The sequence below is a fragment of the Futiania mangrovi genome (genome assembly GCF_024158125.1).
Lineage (GTDB): Bacteria > Pseudomonadota > Alphaproteobacteria > Futianiales > Futianiaceae > Futiania > Futiania mangrovi.
The window spans coordinates 94,107-109,055 of record NZ_JAMZFT010000002.1 but is presented as its reverse complement, the minus strand read 5'-3'; the positions used below and the strand labels follow the sequence as shown (position 1 = coordinate 109,055).

Annotated in this window: 14 protein-coding genes, 1 tRNA gene, 1 pseudogene and 1 riboswitch; of the genes and pseudogenes, 8 read left to right on the top strand and 8 right to left on the bottom strand. The window is 70.2% G+C overall.

Features of this window, described 5'->3' with window-relative positions; genetic code table 11:
• Positions 1 to 2: 2 nt before the first annotated feature.
• From folE to metZ, 3 genes are all read right to left on the bottom strand, one after another.
• Complete coding sequence (folE, locus tag NJQ99_RS07395; RefSeq protein WP_269332190.1) at positions 3 to 644, bottom strand: GTP cyclohydrolase I FolE; 642 nt, start codon at positions 642 to 644, stop codon at positions 3 to 5.
• Between the two features lie 102 nt (positions 645 to 746).
• Positions 747 to 1,139, bottom strand: a complete 393-nt coding sequence (apaG, locus tag NJQ99_RS07390; RefSeq protein WP_269332189.1) for a Co2+/Mg2+ efflux protein ApaG — start codon at positions 1,137 to 1,139, stop codon at positions 747 to 749.
• A gap of 79 nt (positions 1,140 to 1,218) precedes the next feature.
• A complete protein-coding gene (metZ, locus tag NJQ99_RS07385) occupies positions 1,219 to 2,439 on the bottom strand; it encodes an O-succinylhomoserine sulfhydrylase (RefSeq protein WP_269332188.1) in 1,221 nt (406 codons plus the stop codon).
• A 67-nt stretch (positions 2,440 to 2,506) separates the two neighbouring features.
• Positions 2,507 to 2,586, bottom strand: a riboswitch (SAM riboswitch).
• Positions 2,587 to 2,700: 114 nt separating this feature from the next.
• Here metZ and NJQ99_RS07380 point away from each other — a divergent pair.
• Positions 2,701 to 2,774 (top strand) — tRNA-Gly (locus NJQ99_RS07380).
• 6 nt (positions 2,775 to 2,780) lie between these two features.
• On the opposite strand, the gene NJQ99_RS07375 is transcribed toward NJQ99_RS07380, so the two are convergent.
• Together NJQ99_RS07375 and NJQ99_RS07370 are read right to left on the bottom strand one after the other, a co-directional pair.
• Positions 2,781 to 3,725 (bottom strand): hypothetical protein, encoded by a 945-nt coding sequence (locus NJQ99_RS07375; RefSeq protein WP_269332187.1) that lies wholly within the window; start codon positions 3,723 to 3,725, stop codon positions 2,781 to 2,783.
• Positions 3,722 to 5,281: a glycosyltransferase family 2 protein gene (locus NJQ99_RS07370; RefSeq protein WP_269332186.1), complete on the bottom strand. Its 1,560-nt coding sequence runs from the start codon at positions 5,279 to 5,281 to the stop codon at positions 3,722 to 3,724. Before NJQ99_RS07370 ends, NJQ99_RS07375 begins: the two co-directional genes overlap by 4 nt.
• A 115-nt stretch (positions 5,282 to 5,396) precedes the next feature.
• Here NJQ99_RS07370 and NJQ99_RS07365 point away from each other — a divergent pair, with 115 nt between their 5' ends.
• The 5 genes and pseudogenes from NJQ99_RS07365 to NJQ99_RS16365 all read left to right on the top strand — a co-directional run bounded on the left by NJQ99_RS07365 (position 5,397) and on the right by NJQ99_RS16365 (position 9,566).
• A complete protein-coding gene (locus NJQ99_RS07365; RefSeq protein ID WP_269332185.1) occupies positions 5,397 to 6,170 on the top strand; it encodes a hypothetical protein in 774 nt (257 codons plus the stop codon).
• A 109-nt stretch (positions 6,171 to 6,279) separates the two neighbouring features.
• Positions 6,280 to 7,086 (top strand): ABC transporter ATP-binding protein, encoded by an 807-nt coding sequence (locus NJQ99_RS07360; RefSeq protein ID WP_269332184.1) that lies wholly within the window; start codon positions 6,280 to 6,282, stop codon positions 7,084 to 7,086.
• Positions 7,087 to 7,127: 41 nt separating this feature from the next.
• The gene (locus tag NJQ99_RS07355) at positions 7,128 to 7,904 is read left to right on the top strand and encodes an ABC transporter substrate-binding protein (RefSeq protein WP_269332183.1); all 777 of its coding nucleotides are present in this window, start codon (positions 7,128 to 7,130) and stop codon (positions 7,902 to 7,904) included.
• A gap of 108 nt (positions 7,905 to 8,012) precedes the next feature.
• Positions 8,013 to 8,672 (top strand): annotated as a pseudogene (locus NJQ99_RS16370) (ABC transporter permease); the annotation flags it as partial.
• A gap of 126 nt (positions 8,673 to 8,798) precedes the next feature.
• Positions 8,799 to 9,566, top strand: coding sequence for an ABC transporter permease (locus tag NJQ99_RS16365; RefSeq protein ID WP_407933365.1), 768 nt, complete (start codon positions 8,799 to 8,801; stop codon positions 9,564 to 9,566).
• 6 nt (positions 9,567 to 9,572) lie between these two features.
• Here NJQ99_RS16365 and NJQ99_RS07340 read toward each other — a convergent pair whose 3' ends face one another.
• On the bottom strand, positions 9,573 to 10,106 hold the full coding sequence (locus NJQ99_RS07340; RefSeq protein WP_269332182.1) for a SixA phosphatase family protein: 534 nt from the start codon (positions 10,104 to 10,106) through the stop codon (positions 9,573 to 9,575).
• A 143-nt stretch (positions 10,107 to 10,249) separates the two neighbouring features.
• Between NJQ99_RS07340 and NJQ99_RS07335 the strand changes: the two genes are divergently transcribed.
• The gene (locus NJQ99_RS07335; protein WP_269332181.1) at positions 10,250 to 10,885 is read left to right on the top strand and encodes a peroxiredoxin; all 636 of its coding nucleotides are present in this window, start codon (positions 10,250 to 10,252) and stop codon (positions 10,883 to 10,885) included.
• 22 nt (positions 10,886 to 10,907) lie between these two features.
• Positions 10,908 to 11,579, top strand: a complete 672-nt coding sequence (locus NJQ99_RS07330) for an alpha/beta family hydrolase (RefSeq protein ID WP_269332180.1) — start codon at positions 10,908 to 10,910, stop codon at positions 11,577 to 11,579.
• Between the two features lie 6 nt (positions 11,580 to 11,585).
• Here NJQ99_RS07330 and NJQ99_RS07325 read toward each other — a convergent pair whose 3' ends face one another.
• Entirely contained in the window at positions 11,586 to 12,008 is a 423-nt protein-coding gene (locus tag NJQ99_RS07325) for a tellurite resistance TerB family protein (RefSeq protein WP_269332179.1), read from the bottom strand.
• 52 nt (positions 12,009 to 12,060) lie between these two features.
• Positions 12,061 to 14,892 carry an ATP-dependent DNA helicase gene (locus NJQ99_RS07320; protein WP_269332178.1) on the bottom strand — a complete coding sequence of 944 codons (2,832 nt, stop codon included), beginning with the start codon at positions 14,890 to 14,892 and terminating at the stop codon, positions 12,061 to 12,063.
• Between the last annotated feature and the right edge of the window lie 57 nt (positions 14,893 to 14,949).

Sequence of the window (14,949 nt, the reverse complement as noted above, 5' to 3'; positions counted from 1 at the left end):
TCTTACCCGTCGAACGACGACGACGGGTTGCCGATTATCGTCAGGAACTCCCGCCGCGTCATCGGATTGGTGCGGAAGTCGCCAAGCATCTGGCTTGTCACCAGCGTCACGCCGGGCTTGTGCACGCCGCGCGTCGTCATGCACTGGTGCGCTGCCTCGATCACCACGGCCACGCCCTTCGGCTCCAGCACCTGCTGGATCGTGTTGGCGATCTGCGCGGTCATCTTCTCCTGCACCTGAAGGCGGCGGGCGAACGCCTCCACCACGCGGGCGAGCTTGGAGATGCCGACGACCTTGCCCGTCGGCAGGTAGGCGACGTGCGCCCGCCCGATGATCGGGGCGAGGTGATGCTCGCAATGGCTCTCGAAGCGGATGTCGCGCAGCAGCACCATCTCGTCATAGCCCTCGACCTCCTCGAACGTGCGCTCGAGATAGGCGACCGGGTCCATGTCATAGCCCGCGAACCACTCCTCGAAGGCCTTGGCCACGCGCTTGGGCGTATCGACGAGGCCCTCGCGGTCCGGATCGTCGCCGGCCCAGCGCAGCAGCGTGCGAACCGCCTGCTCCGCCTCCTCGCGCTCCGGACGGGGCATCGCGGGCGCGGCTTGGGGCTTCAGGTCGTGCGCGGCATCGCCAGCAGCCATGGAAAAACTCCTTCGGAACCCTGGGGCGAGGGCCGCGGCGGCCCTCTCTGAACGCTCAGTATACGCCTTCTTGCCCGCCGTGGTTCACCCTTTGGCCTGATCTCAGTTGACCACCCGGCGCGCGGCTGGCGAGTCGAGCGAAAAGACGGGGATGGCGATGTCGAACATCTCCCCGCCGGCGCTTTCCATCCGATAGCTGCCTGTCATGATGCCCGACGGCGTGGAAAGCGGGGTGCCGCTCGAATACTCGAAGGTCTCGCCCGGCGCGATCACCGGCTGCTCGCCCACGACGCCCGCGCCCTTCACGTCCTGGCGGCGGCCGTGTCCGTCGGTGATGATCCAGTGCCGCGCGCGCAGCCGCACCGGTCCCGTCGTCCTGTTGGTGATCCGGACGGTGTAGGCCCAGACGTGATAGCTCTCCTGCGGGCTCGATTCATGGTCGAGGTAGAAGGCGTCCACCTCTACGGCGATCCCGTCGGTCACGGCACGATACATGGATGCCCCTGCGTCCCCAGCCACGAAGATATTCAAGATAGGCTATCGCAGCCCCGAGTCGAGTGTTTCGGCCCGATCCTCAGCCTTCCAGCGCCGCGGTAAGATCGGCGATAAGGTCGCCGGCGTCCTCCAGCCCCACCGAGAGGCGCAAGGTTGCGTCCGTGATGCCCAGTTCCGCGCGCGCCTCCGGCGTGAGCCGCTGGTGCGTCGTCGTCGCGGGGTGCGTGATCAGCGATTTCGCGTCGCCCAGATTGTTGCTGATCGACACGATGCCCAGCCGGTTGAGCGCTGCGAACGCTTCCCGCTTCCCGCCCCTCACGTCGAAGGTGACGAGCGTGCCGCCCGCCGCCATCTGCCGGCTGGCGAGGTCGTGCTGCGGGTGGTCGGCGCGGCCCGGATAGAGCACGCGGGCGACGTTGGAATGCGCGGCCAGCGCATCGGCGATCCTCGACGCCGCGGCGCACTGCGCCTCGACCCTGAGCGACAGCGTCTCCAGCCCCTTCAGCAGGACCCAGGCGTTGAACGGGCTCATCGCCGGGCCGGTGTGGCGGCAGAAGGTTTCGAGGTAGTCCTTGCGGAATGCTTCCGACGACAGGACCGCTCCGCCCAGGCAGCGCCCCTGCCCGTCGATGTGCTTTGTCGCCGAATAGACGACCACGTCCGCGCCTTGCTCCATCGGCCGCTGCAGCACCGGGGTCGCGAACACATTGTCGACGACCACGCGGGCGCCAGCGGCGTGCGCGATGTCGCAGACGGCCTTCAGGTCGACGATCTCCAGCCCGGGATTGGAGGGCGTCTCCAGGAAGAACACCTTCGTCTCCGGCCGCACGGCGCGGGCCCAGGCTTGCGTGTCGCGCCCGTCGACCAGCGTGCAGGCGACCCCCATGCGCGGCAGCAGCGTCTCGCACACGTAGAGGCACGACCCGAACAGCGCGCGCGCCGCGACGATGTGGTCGCCCGCCGACAGTTGGCACATCAGCGCGGCTGTGACGGCGGACATGCCGCTCGCCGTCGCGGTGCAGGCCTCCGCGCCCTCGATCTGGGCCAGCCGCTGCTCGAACATCGCGACGGTCGGGTTGGAGAAGCGGGAGTAGATGAAGCCGTCCGCCTCCCCCTTGAAGCGCGCCTCCGCCTCCTCGGCGCTCGCGTACACATAGCCAGAGGTGACGAACATCGCCTCCGACGTCTCGCCGAAGGCGCTGCGCAGCGTCCCGCCGTGCACCATGCGGGTGCGGGGATGCAGCGCGCGGGCGTCGCGCGTCGCGGTCAGGGTCTTCGGCGTGGTGCTGTCGTGCGGCATGGCTGGCGGGTCCTTCGAACGTCCTGCGCCGACCGGGGGGCGGCCGGGGGATGACGTGACGTCGGTATGTCCCGCGGGCCCGACCTTTTAGCGCGAGTTTTTTCCGTGGCCGCAAGCCGGTCGGCACAAATCGCCACGTGAGGCGCGGGGATAGACCCCGCCCGGACGAGCGTCAAGATTTTTGTCCGCGTCGCGGGGGCGCAAGGGCCGCGCGCAGCCTATGGAAACGCGCCGCGCCCTGTGCTAGATCGTCAGCCGCGCGCGGGTGTAGCTCAATGGTAGAGCAGCAGCTTCCCAAGCTGACGACGAGGGTTCGATTCCCTTCACCCGCTCCATTTTCTTCACATGCCCCTCAGGACCACCGTCCACGCGACCGCCGTGCCGGCGACGCATGCGCCCGTCGTGAGAAGCGCGCCGAACCGCGTCCGCTCGTCCGCTGCAAGCGCCGCGACGCTGGCACTCGCCAGCGCGCCGAATGCCGCCGCCAGCGTCTCCGCACCGCCGTCCGACGCCCAGATCACCGCTGCAAACGGTGCTAAAAGCGCCAGGCGCGGCAGATCGCGTCCGCGCAGCAGCATCGCCACTGGGACGACTGGCGCCGCGGCAAGTGCTCCGGCTCCCGCGGCCATCGCTGTCTCCGGCGCGGGAAGGGGCGGTAGCCAGAGCCGCCCGGCAAGCGCCGGGTCGACGCCGCCTGCCTCCGTCACCCAGGCGCCATAGCCGACGAACAGTGCCGTCGTTGCCATCGGGACCGTCAGGAGGGCGAGTGCGGCAGGCACCCCTGGTCCCCGATGGCCGGCGAGCAACGCTGCGGGGAGCAGCGCGAGGCCAAGCGCCAGCCCCGCCGGTCCCGCAGGCGGCAGCAACGCCGCACCCCCTGCCACCAACAGCCAGCCCGCCTGTCCTTCGTCGCGGTCCAGCCGCGCGAGCCCGTCGAGCAGCAGAAGCGTGGCGAGCATCGTCCATGCTCCGCCCGGCGTGCCGAGCCCGCCATAGAGCAGCACCGGGTTGAGCGTCACGAGCGCCATCAGCGCTGCGCCATGCCACAGCGGCCGCCCGGACGCCGCCAGCACCTGCCAGGCCAGCATCAGCCAGAGGACGACGGGCAGCAGCGTCTCCCATCGCGCCGCCAGCGGGGCCGCCCCCGCGCGGCCGAGCGCCGCGACGTCCGCAGCAGGAAGCGATCCTGCGGCGATCAGCGCCGCGAGGCCCGCCCCGAGCCATGCACCCGCGCCCAATGCCAGCCAGACGCCTGCCGCCGGTGTCCGCAGCCGTCCCGCCATCATCGCGGCACCCCCGACACCTGCCGTGAGGGCCCCAGCCGCGCCAGCGCGCCGTCGCGTGCGGCCTCCGTCTCCCGGCTGAGGCCGTGCGCCGTCTTCTCCCAATAGCTCGGCCGGTGGACAAGCTGCCAGACGGCCTTCCACGCCGCCAGCGACGCCAGCGGCCAGTAGAACAGCAGCAGCGGGCACCAGGGAACGAGCCATCCCACGTCGCGCCGCGCGACCGCGATCATGCCCGAGAGGATCACGACGCCGCTGCCGAGGATCAGGAGCCCGGTGTTGACGGCCGCAAGCTCCGCCGGGAACAGCGGGTCGAAACGGCCCGTTCCGGTCGCCGCCCAGACGAGGTAGAGCGCCCACAGCACCGGGTGGGCCAGCGCGCCGATCACTGCGCCCGCGAAGATCACCTGCACGCCGAGGAACCCGCGCCAGCCCAGGTCGCGGCGCAACTCCCCCGGCATCCGCATGTGCGCGAACCAGGTCTGGGCATAGCCCTTGAGCCAGCGCGACCGCTGGCGGATCCAGTTGCCCGCGCGGCAGTTCGCCTCCTCCAGCGTCGTCGACTCCAGCATCCGGCAGCGCCAGCCGCGCCGGGCGAGACGCAGGCCGAGATCGGCGTCCTCCGTCACGTTCCAGGCGTCCCACGCGCCCAAGCTGCGCAGCACGTCCGTGCGGAAATGGATCGAGGTGCCGCCGAGGGGCACCGGCAGCCGCAGCGCGGCGAGGCCCGGCAGCAGGATCTCGAACCAGACCGCGTACTCGATCGCGAACATGCGCGTCAGCCAGTTCTCGCCCGCGTTGAAATAGGCAAGCCGCGCCTGAAGGCAGGCGGTGTCGGCCGGCGCGGCCTCGAAGCCCAGCACGGCCTTCTTCAGCTGGTCCGGGTCGGGCCGGTCCTCCGCATCGTATATCACCACATACTCACCCCGCGCCCGCGGCAGCGCATGGTTGAGCGCGCGCGGCTTCGTTCGCGGTGCGCCGTCCGGGACGATCACGATCTCGAAGTGGCGCGGCAAGGGCAGGGCAAGCGCGGCGGCCAGCGTCTCCGGATCTGTCTCCTCGAGGATCAGCTTCACGTCCAGCCGGTCGCCGGGATAGTCGAGCCGGGCCAGCGCATCGACAAGGATCGGCAGCACCTCCGCCTCCCGGTGCAGCGCGACCATGACCGTGTAAACCGGCCAGTCGCGGACCCGTGCCCGCCACACTTCGGGCGCGAGCACCAGGCCCTCGCGCATCAGTGCGGGCAGGCTCATCAGCACAAGGCGCAGGAGCACAAGCGCCAGGAAGAAGACCGATAGCACGGCCAGCAGCACCAGCCCCGCCGCCGCCGGATCGGCCATCACGAGAAGCGCAAGCCCGCAGGCTGCCACGCGCGCCCATGCGACCTGGCGGCGGCTCAGGCCATCGGCGAAGCTCGGCGAGGCGGGGTCATGCGTGATCGCACCCGCACCGTCGGAGGGACCGTGCGCAAAGCGCGCCGGGGCCTCGGCAAAGCCCGACCCGGCGTGCACGTTCGCGCCCGCTTTCCCGTTCAGCGTGAAGTTCTCCGGCCGCCCCATGCGGACAGCGCTCCCCCGTCGCGTGCCTGTCGCCAGCCTGCATCTCTTGGTTGATGCAAAGACTATTCAATCAGCTTTTGCTTGCATACACTCGTATGTGCACGGAGGGGGATGCATGAACATAAGCGGAACGCGATCGTATGCCGTGCTGGCGCGGACGGTTGCGGTCGCGCTGGCGGTTGGCGTTCTGCTTCCCGGCAGCGCCGTGGCCGCATGGACGCAGAAGCAGGGCGAGGGGTTGGCCATCGTGCGCCTCGGGGCGGAGCGGGCGGACGCCGCGACCGGGCGCGAGAGCCGTGCCGTGCTGACGGGCTACGCAGCCTACGGTTGGCGGCAGACTGTGACGGTCGGCGCGTCCGCCCGGGCCGACCGGACGGTGCGGGCCGGCGGCGGATCGGGCATCCATCTGCAGGAGGTCGCCCCGTTCGTCCGGGCGCGCCTGGCGGAGGGCACGGCCGGGCAGGGTGGCTGGATCGTCTCTGTCGAGGTACGCGCCGGTCTGCCGACCGGAAGGCTGTCCGGCGCGCCAGCCCGTGCGCCGCGGGCCTGGGAGGCGGGTGCCGCCCTGCTCGCCGGGATCGGGCATCCGGTCGCGGGCGCCGACGCCTTCGCGGTGGCCGAGGCCGGGTATCTTCACCGCTTCGCGGGCGGAGATGCGGAGGGGGCGATCTCCTTTACGGCGGGGTTCCGGGCTGCACGCTGGCTCGTCTATGCCCGTGGCGGGCTCACGCAAGGCGCGTCTGGCGGGGGTGTCCGCAGTCTCGAAGGGTCCGCCGTTCGGGAGATCGGCGGCGGTACGGCGCTCGAAAGCGGTCTGCGTGTGGAACGCGACCTCGGCGCAGGCGAGGAGACGGCCTTCCTCTTTCTCGGGCTCTGGCAGCGCTTCTGATGCGGGTGGGCGGCTGCGGGGGTTGCATGCAGCCCCGCTTTCCGTCTCATATTCCATTGCGGCGTGTGCATGGCCCCGATGGCCCGGCGACAGGGAGAGGCGGATCGGCGTGACCCAGACCGACACCGACGGCGGCAGCGTTGCCGGACAGGGCGCGCACGAGGTTGCGCTGCTCGCGGAGGACATCCACAAGTCTTTCGGAAACCTCGAGGTGCTGAAGGGCGTCACGGTGTCGGCGCGCCGGCACGACGTCATCTCCATCCTGGGGTCGAGCGGGTCGGGTAAGTCGACGCTGCTGCGCTGCATCAACATGCTGGAACCGCCGGACAAGGGCCGTGTGGTCGTGGGTGGCGAGGAGATCGCCATGACGGTCCGCGACGGCCGGGCCGAGCCTGCCGACCGCCGCCAGGTGGAGCGGTTGCGCACGCGCCTGGCCATGGTGTTCCAGCAATTCAACCTCTGGTCCCACATGACGGCGCTGGAGAACGTGATCGAGGCGCCCGTCCACGTTCTCGGGGTGCCGCGGCGCGAGGCCGTGGAACGGGCGCGCGCGCTGCTCGCCAAGGTCGGCGTGACGGGGCGCGAGGATCACTATCCCGCGATGCTGTCCGGCGGTCAGCAGCAGCGCGTCGCGATCGCCCGCGCGCTGGCGATGGAGCCCGACGTGATGCTGTTCGACGAGCCGACGTCGGCGCTCGATCCGGAACTCGTGGGCGAGGTGCTGAAGGTGATGCGCGACCTCGCGGAGGAAGGGCGCACCATGCTCGTCGTGACCCATGAAATGGGCTTTGCGCGGGATGTTTCGACCGGGGTAGTCTTTCTACACGAAGGCCGCGTGCTGGAGCAGGGAACGCCTTCGGAGGTGTTCGATACCCCGGCGTCGGAACGCTTCCGCCAGTTCATCGGCGGGCGCTAGGCCGGCCCGGAAAAGGCACGCACAGGACAGGGAGACGAAGTGTGAAGAAACTCATTGCAGGTCTCGGCGTCGCGCTCGCCATGGCCGTGACGCCCGCGGTGGCGCAGGATTGCCCGGCGAAAGTCCGGATCGGCGTCGAAGGCGCTTATCCGCCCTTCTCCGAAGTGACGCCCGAGGGGCGGCTGACCGGCTTCGACATCGACATGGCGCTGGCGCTGTGCCAGACGATGGCGGCGGAATGCACGCTTGTGCAGCAGGACTGGGACGGCATCATTCCCGGGCTGATCGCGCGCAAGTACGACGCGATCATCGCCTCCATGTCGATCACGGAGGAGCGCAGGCAGAAGGTCGACTTCACCGACAAGTACTACCAGACGCCGGCCCGCTTCATCGCCCGCAAGGGTGCGGGTTTCGAGATCTCGGCGGAGGGGCTGAAGGGCAAGAAGATCGGCGTTCAGCGCGCGACCATCCACGACAACTACATCAGCGACAATTATCCGGACGCCGACATCGTGCGCTATGGCACGCAGGACGAGGTCTACCTCGACCTCAAGGCCGGGCGCATCGACATGGCGCTGCAGGATTCCGTCGCGGCCTCGGACGGCTTCCTCAAGCAGCCGGGCGGCGAGGAGTTCGAGTTCATCGGCCCCTCGCTCACCGATCCGAAGTGGTTCGGCGAAGGCGCGGGGATCGCGATCCGCAAGGGCGACGACCGCCTGCGCCGGTGCTTCAACACCGCGATCGACAAGGTGCGCGCAAACGGCACCTATCAGCGGATCAACGACAAGTATTTCGACTTCGACGTCTACGGCGGCTGAGGTCCGATGCGGGTCGACTGACGGGTGACACGGCCCCCGACCGGAAGGTCCGGGGGCCGTGGCCGTTCAGGGGCAAGGAACCGCAGGAAACGGGGGGAGGCAACGCGCGTGCCGTTCGATCTCTACGGATACTGGCCGAGCCTGCTCGAAGGCGCCTGGACCACGGTGACCGTGGCCCTCGCTTCCGTGGCGATCGCCCTGATGCTGGGGCTTTCGGGCGCACTGGCGAAGCTGTCGCGCTCCCGCGTGGCCGCCGGAACCGCCGCGGCCTACACGACCGTGATCCGCGGCGTCCCCGACCTCGTTCTGATGCTGCTGATCTATTTCGGCGGCCAGATCTTCGTGAACTGGGTTGCCCCGATGCTGGGGCACGAGGACTACATCGACGTGAACCCGTGGATCGCGGGCGTCCTGACCATCGGCTTCATCTACGGCGCCTACATGACCGAGACGTTCCGCGGTGCGATCCTCGCGGTACCGAAAGGGCAGATCGAAGCGGCGGAGGCCTATGGCATGAGCCGGGCGCAGGTGCTCTTCAACGTGCTCGCGCCGCAGATGATCCGCCACGCGCTGCCGGGGCTCACCAACAATTGGCTCGTCCTGATGAAGACGACGGCGCTCGTCTCCGTCATCGGGCTCGACGACATCGTGCGGCGGGCGGACCTCGCGGGGAAGTCCGTGCGCGAGCCGTTTCTCTTCTTCATCGCGGTTGCGCTGGTCTACCTGCTCTTCACTTCGGCGACAGCGCCCGTGCTCCAGCGGCTGGAGGGCAAGGAGATCAAGCCCTTCCACCGGCTGGCGTGGCTGTTCGACCGGGCCGCGCGCATCGACCTGCCGGCGCTGCAGCGCCTGCTCGGCTGGGCTCTGCGCGCCCTTGGCTACGGTCTCGTTTTCCTGGTTTCTGCCGGGCTCGTCTGGTTTCTCGCCTTCGGGTTCGACTGGGGCCTCGTCTGGCGCAACCTGCCCTGGTATTTCGCGGGCGCGGGCGTGACGCTCGCGCTGGTGGCCGCGGCGCTCGTCCTCGGCCTTGCGCTCGCCATTCCGCTGTCGATCGCGCGCTGTTCGGCCAACCCGTTCCTGAACGGGCCGGTCTGGGTCTTCACCTATGTGTTCCGCGGCACGCCGCTGCTGGTACAGCTTTACGTCGTCTATTACGGCTTCAGCCAGTTCAGCGCCCTGCGCGACAGCTGGGCCTGGGTGCTGATCGACGAGGCGTGGAAGTGTGCGCTCATCACCTTCACGCTCAACACGGCGGCCTACACTGCCGAGATCCTGCGCGGCGCGATCCAGCGCACACCGATGGGAGAGGTCGAGGCGGCGCGCGCCTGCGGCATGTCGCGCGCGCTGGAACTGCGCCGCATCCTGCTGCCGAGCGCGATGCGGCGCGCCCTGCCCGCCTATGGCAACGAGATGATCTTCATGCTCCACGGCAGCGCGGTGGCGAGCATCGTGACGGTCGAGGATCTGCTGGGTGTGGCGCGCATCATCAACAGCCGGACCTATGCGCCCTACGAGGCCTATCTGACGGCTGGCGTCTTCTATTGCGTGCTGACCTTCGCCATTGTGCTCTTCGTGCGCTGGCTCGAGGCCCGCTACCTGCGGCATCTGCGCGCGCGCCCCGAGGGTGTTCGCGCGCAGCCGGTGCCCGTTCCGGCCGCCTGAACCGCCTCAGTCTTCGTCCGAAAGCGTCGAGATACGTCGCGGGGTGACGAAGCGTTCGAGCTTTCCGGTCCCCGGACCCGCGTCCGCCCAGCGGTCCACGGGAAAACTGATGACGGCCAGAGCGGCAGTCGGAAACTTGAGGCTCAACTCGACCGCTTCGGGGCTGTCGCGGTCGACGAGAAGCTCCTGCGCGGCATGGGCCAGCCCCGGATTGTGCCCCACCAGCATGGCGGTGCGGTGCGCATCGTCGGTACGCCGGACCGTGGCGACGATGGTCCCAACCCCCGCAAGGTACAGGTCCTGACGGTATTCGACCGGCGGCGTGCGTGCCGTCGCCAGAGACCAGAGGTCGAGCGTTTCCCGCGTCCGCCGTGCGGTCGAGCACCACACGAAATCCGGAACCAGGCCTTCCGCCGCCATGTAGCGCGCCATTACCGGCGCGGCATCGCGCCCGCGCCGGTTCAGCGGCCGGTCGTGATCGTCGATCTTGGGGTCGGTCCAGCTCGATTTTGCGTGACGGAGGAGCAGGAGGATCTTCATGAAGCACCAGGCAGACAGCGTTTAAGGGAATCTCTACTTTCCTTCGCGAAACATGGCGAAGCAGACGGTTTGCCACAAGCTTGCTGCAGCCCGCCTGAGTCATCGGCCGGGCCGGTTCGTATGTGTACTGACACGAGGTTATCATGGGCCTTCTTCTTGGCGATGTCGTTCCCGATTTCGAGCAGGAGTCTACCCACGGCCGCATCCGGTTTCATGACTGGATCGGCGAAAGCTGGGCGGTCCTGTTCAGCCACCCGAAGGACTTCACGCCGGTCTGCACGACCGAGCTCGGCGCAGTGGCCCGCCTCAGGGCGGAGTTCGAGAAGCGCCATACCAAGGTCATCGCCGTCAGCGTCGACACCGTCGAAGACCATCTGGGCTGGATCCGCGACATCGAGGAAACGCAAGGGGTCGAGCTCACCTACCCGATTCTCGCCGATGCGGACCGCACCGTCTCCGACGCCTATCAGATGATCCATCCGAAAGCCTCGGATTCGCTCACGGTGCGCTGCGTGTTCGTCATCGACCATCACAAGCGGCTGCGCGCCTCCATCACCTATCCGGCATCGACCGGCCGCGCCTTCGGCGAGATCCTGCGCGTCATCGACAGCCTGCAGCTGACCGATCGCTACAAGGTGGCAACGCCCGTCGACTGGCAGAACGGCGCCGACGTGATCGTGGTGCCCGCGCTGTCGGACGAGGCGGCGAGGCCGCTGTTCCCCAAGGGCTGGACGGCGGTGAAGCCCTATCTCCGCGTGACCCCTCAGCCGAACCGCTGAAGGCTGCCGGCGCAGTCCGGCCGTGACCGTGCGGCCGGCTTGCGGCACTCTCGCGCTCATGGAGCAGATCCTCACAGACGGTCCCGTCGGCGCCGCAGCGACCGTGCTCTTCGCGCACGGCGCCGGGGCGGGCATGGACAGCCCCTTCATGGCGGCTGCGGCACGCGGCCTGGCCTGCCACGGCATTCGCGTGGTGCGGTTCGAGTTCCCCTACATGCGCCGCGCACGTCTCGAGGGGCGCAAGGCGCCACCCGACCGGATGCCGGTCCTGTGCGATGCATTTCGCGGGGCTGCGGCGGGGCTCCGCGAGGCGCGCCGCATTGTCGTCGCGGGCAAGTCGATGGGCGCGCGCGTCGCGGCGTGCGTGGCGGCCGATGTCGGCGCGGCGGGCGTGTTGTGCTTCGGCTATCCCTTCCATCCGACGGGCAAGCCGGACCGGCTGCGGCTGGAGCCCTTGCTGGCGCTGGACTGCGCGGCGCTGATCGTGCAGGGGACACGCGATCCCTTCGGCACTTTCGAGGAGGTTCCGGGCTACGGTCTGCCGGACCGCGTGCGCGTTCACTGGGTGCCCGACGGCAACCACGACCTCGCGCCCCGCAAGTCCTCCGGCACGACGCCGGAGGCGGCTCTCGAGCGCGCGCTGGAGGCCGCGGCCCGCTTCATCCGCTTCCTGCCGGAGCGGTCTGCCCCCTGAAAGCCCTCAGACGCGGGCGTAACGGGCGCGCGCGCCCCGCTCGATCGCCGCGGCCGACAGCCGCTCGACACTGAGGCGGTGGCGGATCATCTCCAGCAGGCGCAACTCCTCCTGCCCGGCCTTGCCGTCGGAGGCCGCCACGTCGCAGGCAAGCGCGTAGGCCGTCTCGCGCAGGCGCACGGGAAGCGCCGCTTCCACAACGTCGAACACCCGGTCCAGCCCGTCCTCGTTCGAGAGCAGTTCCGCGCACGCCGAGGCGGTCGACACCAGCTTCTCGCGGTCGAAATCCTCGAAGATCGGCAGCGTCTTGACGATCTCGCCGATCGTGTAGAGTTCGCGGTCGGTCATCTCGCTGTCGGCGGCGGACACGATCACCATCACGTAGATCAGCGCGGCCTGCGGGCTCAGCGGGGAAGCGGAAGAGGACATCGGCACCACTCGCAGCTTGTTGCGTTGCCGGGACGCTAGGCGGTTCGCGGGGTCAGGGCAAGTCCCCAGCGTGCCGGTGCAGAAAGGCGCGCGTCTCTCCCACCGCCTCGGCGAGGCCCACGCGCGCAACCGGCGTCTCCGGCGGGAAGGCGGTCAGCAGGCGCGACGGCGTCATGGCGTCGAGCAGCACGAACACGCCCCGGTCGCCCTGCCGGCGGATCAGCCGTCCGAACGCTTGCGCGAGCCTCAACCGGACCAGCATGTCGTCGTACGTGCGCCGTCCGAAGTGCGCGCGCCGCGCCTTGTGCAGGATGTCGGGGCGCGGCCAGGGCACCCGGTCGAACACGGCGAGCCTGAGCGCGCGGCCCGGCACGTCCACCCCGTCGCGTACGGCGTCGGTGCCGAGCAGGCTTGCGTCCTCCTCCTCCCGGAACAGGTCGACCAGCCCGCCCACGTCCATCGCGTCGACGTGCTGGGCATAGAGGGGAAGACCATCGCCCTCCAGCTTCGGCGCGATCCGCTCGTGCACCGCCTTGAGCCGCCGGATCGCCGTGAAGAGGCCGAGCGTACCGCCGCCCGCTGCGCGTATCAGCGCCTCGTAGGCGGCGGCGACCTCCGCCGGTTCGTCGCGGCGCACGTCGGTCACGATGAAGACCCGCGTCTCCGCGCCATAGTCGAAGGGGGAGGTGAAACTCGCCCGGATCGCCGGCAGCGGGAGGTGGCGCGCACCGGTGCGCGCCTCCGCGCTCACCCAGTTTCCGTCCTGGGCGGCGTCGAGTTCCCGGTCGCGCAGCGTCGCCGAGGTGATGAGCGCGCCGTGCGCCGGGGCGAGCACCGACACCGCGAACGGCGCCATGGGGTCGAGCAGGTGGCGGCGCAGGGCGACGTCGAGCGCGCGCGCGCCGATGGGATCGACGGAGACCCAGTCGACCGCGCCCTCGGGAGGGTCCGCGTCGATACCCCGCAGCATCGAGATCCACGTCGGCAGCATGACCTTGGCGCGCCGGTCGAGGCCGCGCGCGGCCGCCGCGAGCCGCGTGCGCTCGGCGGTGTCCAGCGTCTCCGCCTCGTTTGTTAGCCGCGCACGCAGCGCGCCCGACAGCGCCCTCAGATTGCCCGCGAGATCGTCCAGCACGGTGGCGAGCGCGTCCGCCGCCTCGGACAGCCCATCGGTGAGCGGTCGCAACTCGGCTTCCTGCGCCAGTCCTGCACCCTCCGGGCTGCGCGCGCGCACATGCGCCATCAGCCCGGCCAGCAGCGTCTCGGCGGGACCGGCGGGCGTGCCCTCGCGGATGCGGCTCGTCCAGCCCTCGCCCGGCAGGTCGGCGGCGCGGGCGCGTGCTGCCCGCAGCGCGCCTTCCGCCTTCTCGCGCGGGCGATCCTCCGGGATCGCGGCGATGAGGTCGGCAAGCCGCGTCTCCAGCCCTCGCCCGCGCCGTCTGCGGCTCTCCGCGCCACGCACCCAGCGGCGCAGTTCGGCAGTCTCGAGGCCCGAGAGGCAGGCCGAGAAGGCGCTGTCGGCCGCCTCGAACAGGTGATGGCCCTCGTCGAACACGAGCCTGGTGCGTGCCTCCGACACGCCATCCTCGTCGGGCGCGTCGATCAGCGCGTCGAGGGCTGCCTGCGCCATGACGAGGGCGTGGTTCGCCACCACGATGTCCGCGCCGCGGGCGCGCCGCACCGTGCGCTCGATGAAGCAGCGGCGATAGTGCTCGCAGGCGGAATAGATGCACTCGCCGCGCCGGTCGGTCAGGCCCGAGAACGCGCCTCCCATCAGGTCCGGCAGCCAGCCCGGCAGGTCTCCGCCGATCACGTCGCCGTCGCGCGTCGCCACCAACCAGCGCGCGACGAAGCCCAGCGCCACCGGGTCGCTCCCGCCGGTTGCGGCACGGCCCACTGCCTCCTGGTAGTTCAGCAGGCAGAGATAGTTCTCCCGCCCCTTGCGCACGACGGCGCGGGCGCGCTTCTCCCGCGGGTCCGGGTAGAGCCGGTCGAGTTCGCGGTCGATCTGGCGCTGCAAGGCCTTGGTGTAGGTCGAGACCCAGACCGCGCCGTCGTTCTTCTCCGCCCAGACGCTGGCGGGTGCCAGGTAACCCAGCGTCTTGCCGATGCCCGTGCCCGCCTCCGCCAGCACGACGTTCGGCGCACCTTCCATGGCGCGCGGCGCGAAGGCCTTTGCGGCCGTCTCGGCATAGGCCGCCTGCGTGGGGCGCACCTCCGCCGCGCGGCCCACCAGGCGGGCGAGCCGGTCGCGCGCCTCCTGCCCGCTTACTGCTGCCGTTCCCGGCGCGCCGCGCCCGGCCTCGTCCTCCCAGCGGGGCAGGGCCTCCCACACGGCGAAGGCGTTGCGCGCACGCTCCGCGGGCGGTGCCTCCGCACCCTCGTCCAGCGCGCCGAGCAGGGGGCCCGCCCAGGCCCAGCCTGCCTTGCCCATCTGCCGGACGAGGCGGGCGACGTGCGCGCGCTCCTCCCCCGAGGTTCGTGCCGCCTCTGCCAGCAGTGCCTGGACGGCCATGTGCAGTGCGAGCGCCTGGTCCTCCAGCGTTTCCGGCACTTCAAGCCCCAGCGCGCGGGCGAGGCCCGACGGCGTCGGCGCGCAGGTGGCCGCAGGCCGAACGAACGCGAAGAGTTCCAGCGCGTCGAACAGGCCCGGATGCCGCGCGGGCCGCGCCGCGTCCAGCCTGCGCGCGGTGAAGGGCGCGTGCGCGACCAGGACCGGGCCGGCGGTCAGCAAGTTGCGCGCCGCGGACGGGGACGGTGCAACGATCTCTCCTTCCGCCGTGCAGACGAGCGCGCGCCCGGCCGCCGCGACGAGCGCAGCCGGTGCTTCCGCGGCCGAGGCCGCCGTGGGGCGCGGGTCCGCCTGCTGTTCGCTGTCGGCCATGACATGCGCGTTAGCATGGGCCGCGGTGACCGTCCATCGCTCCGGCCTCAGCACCGC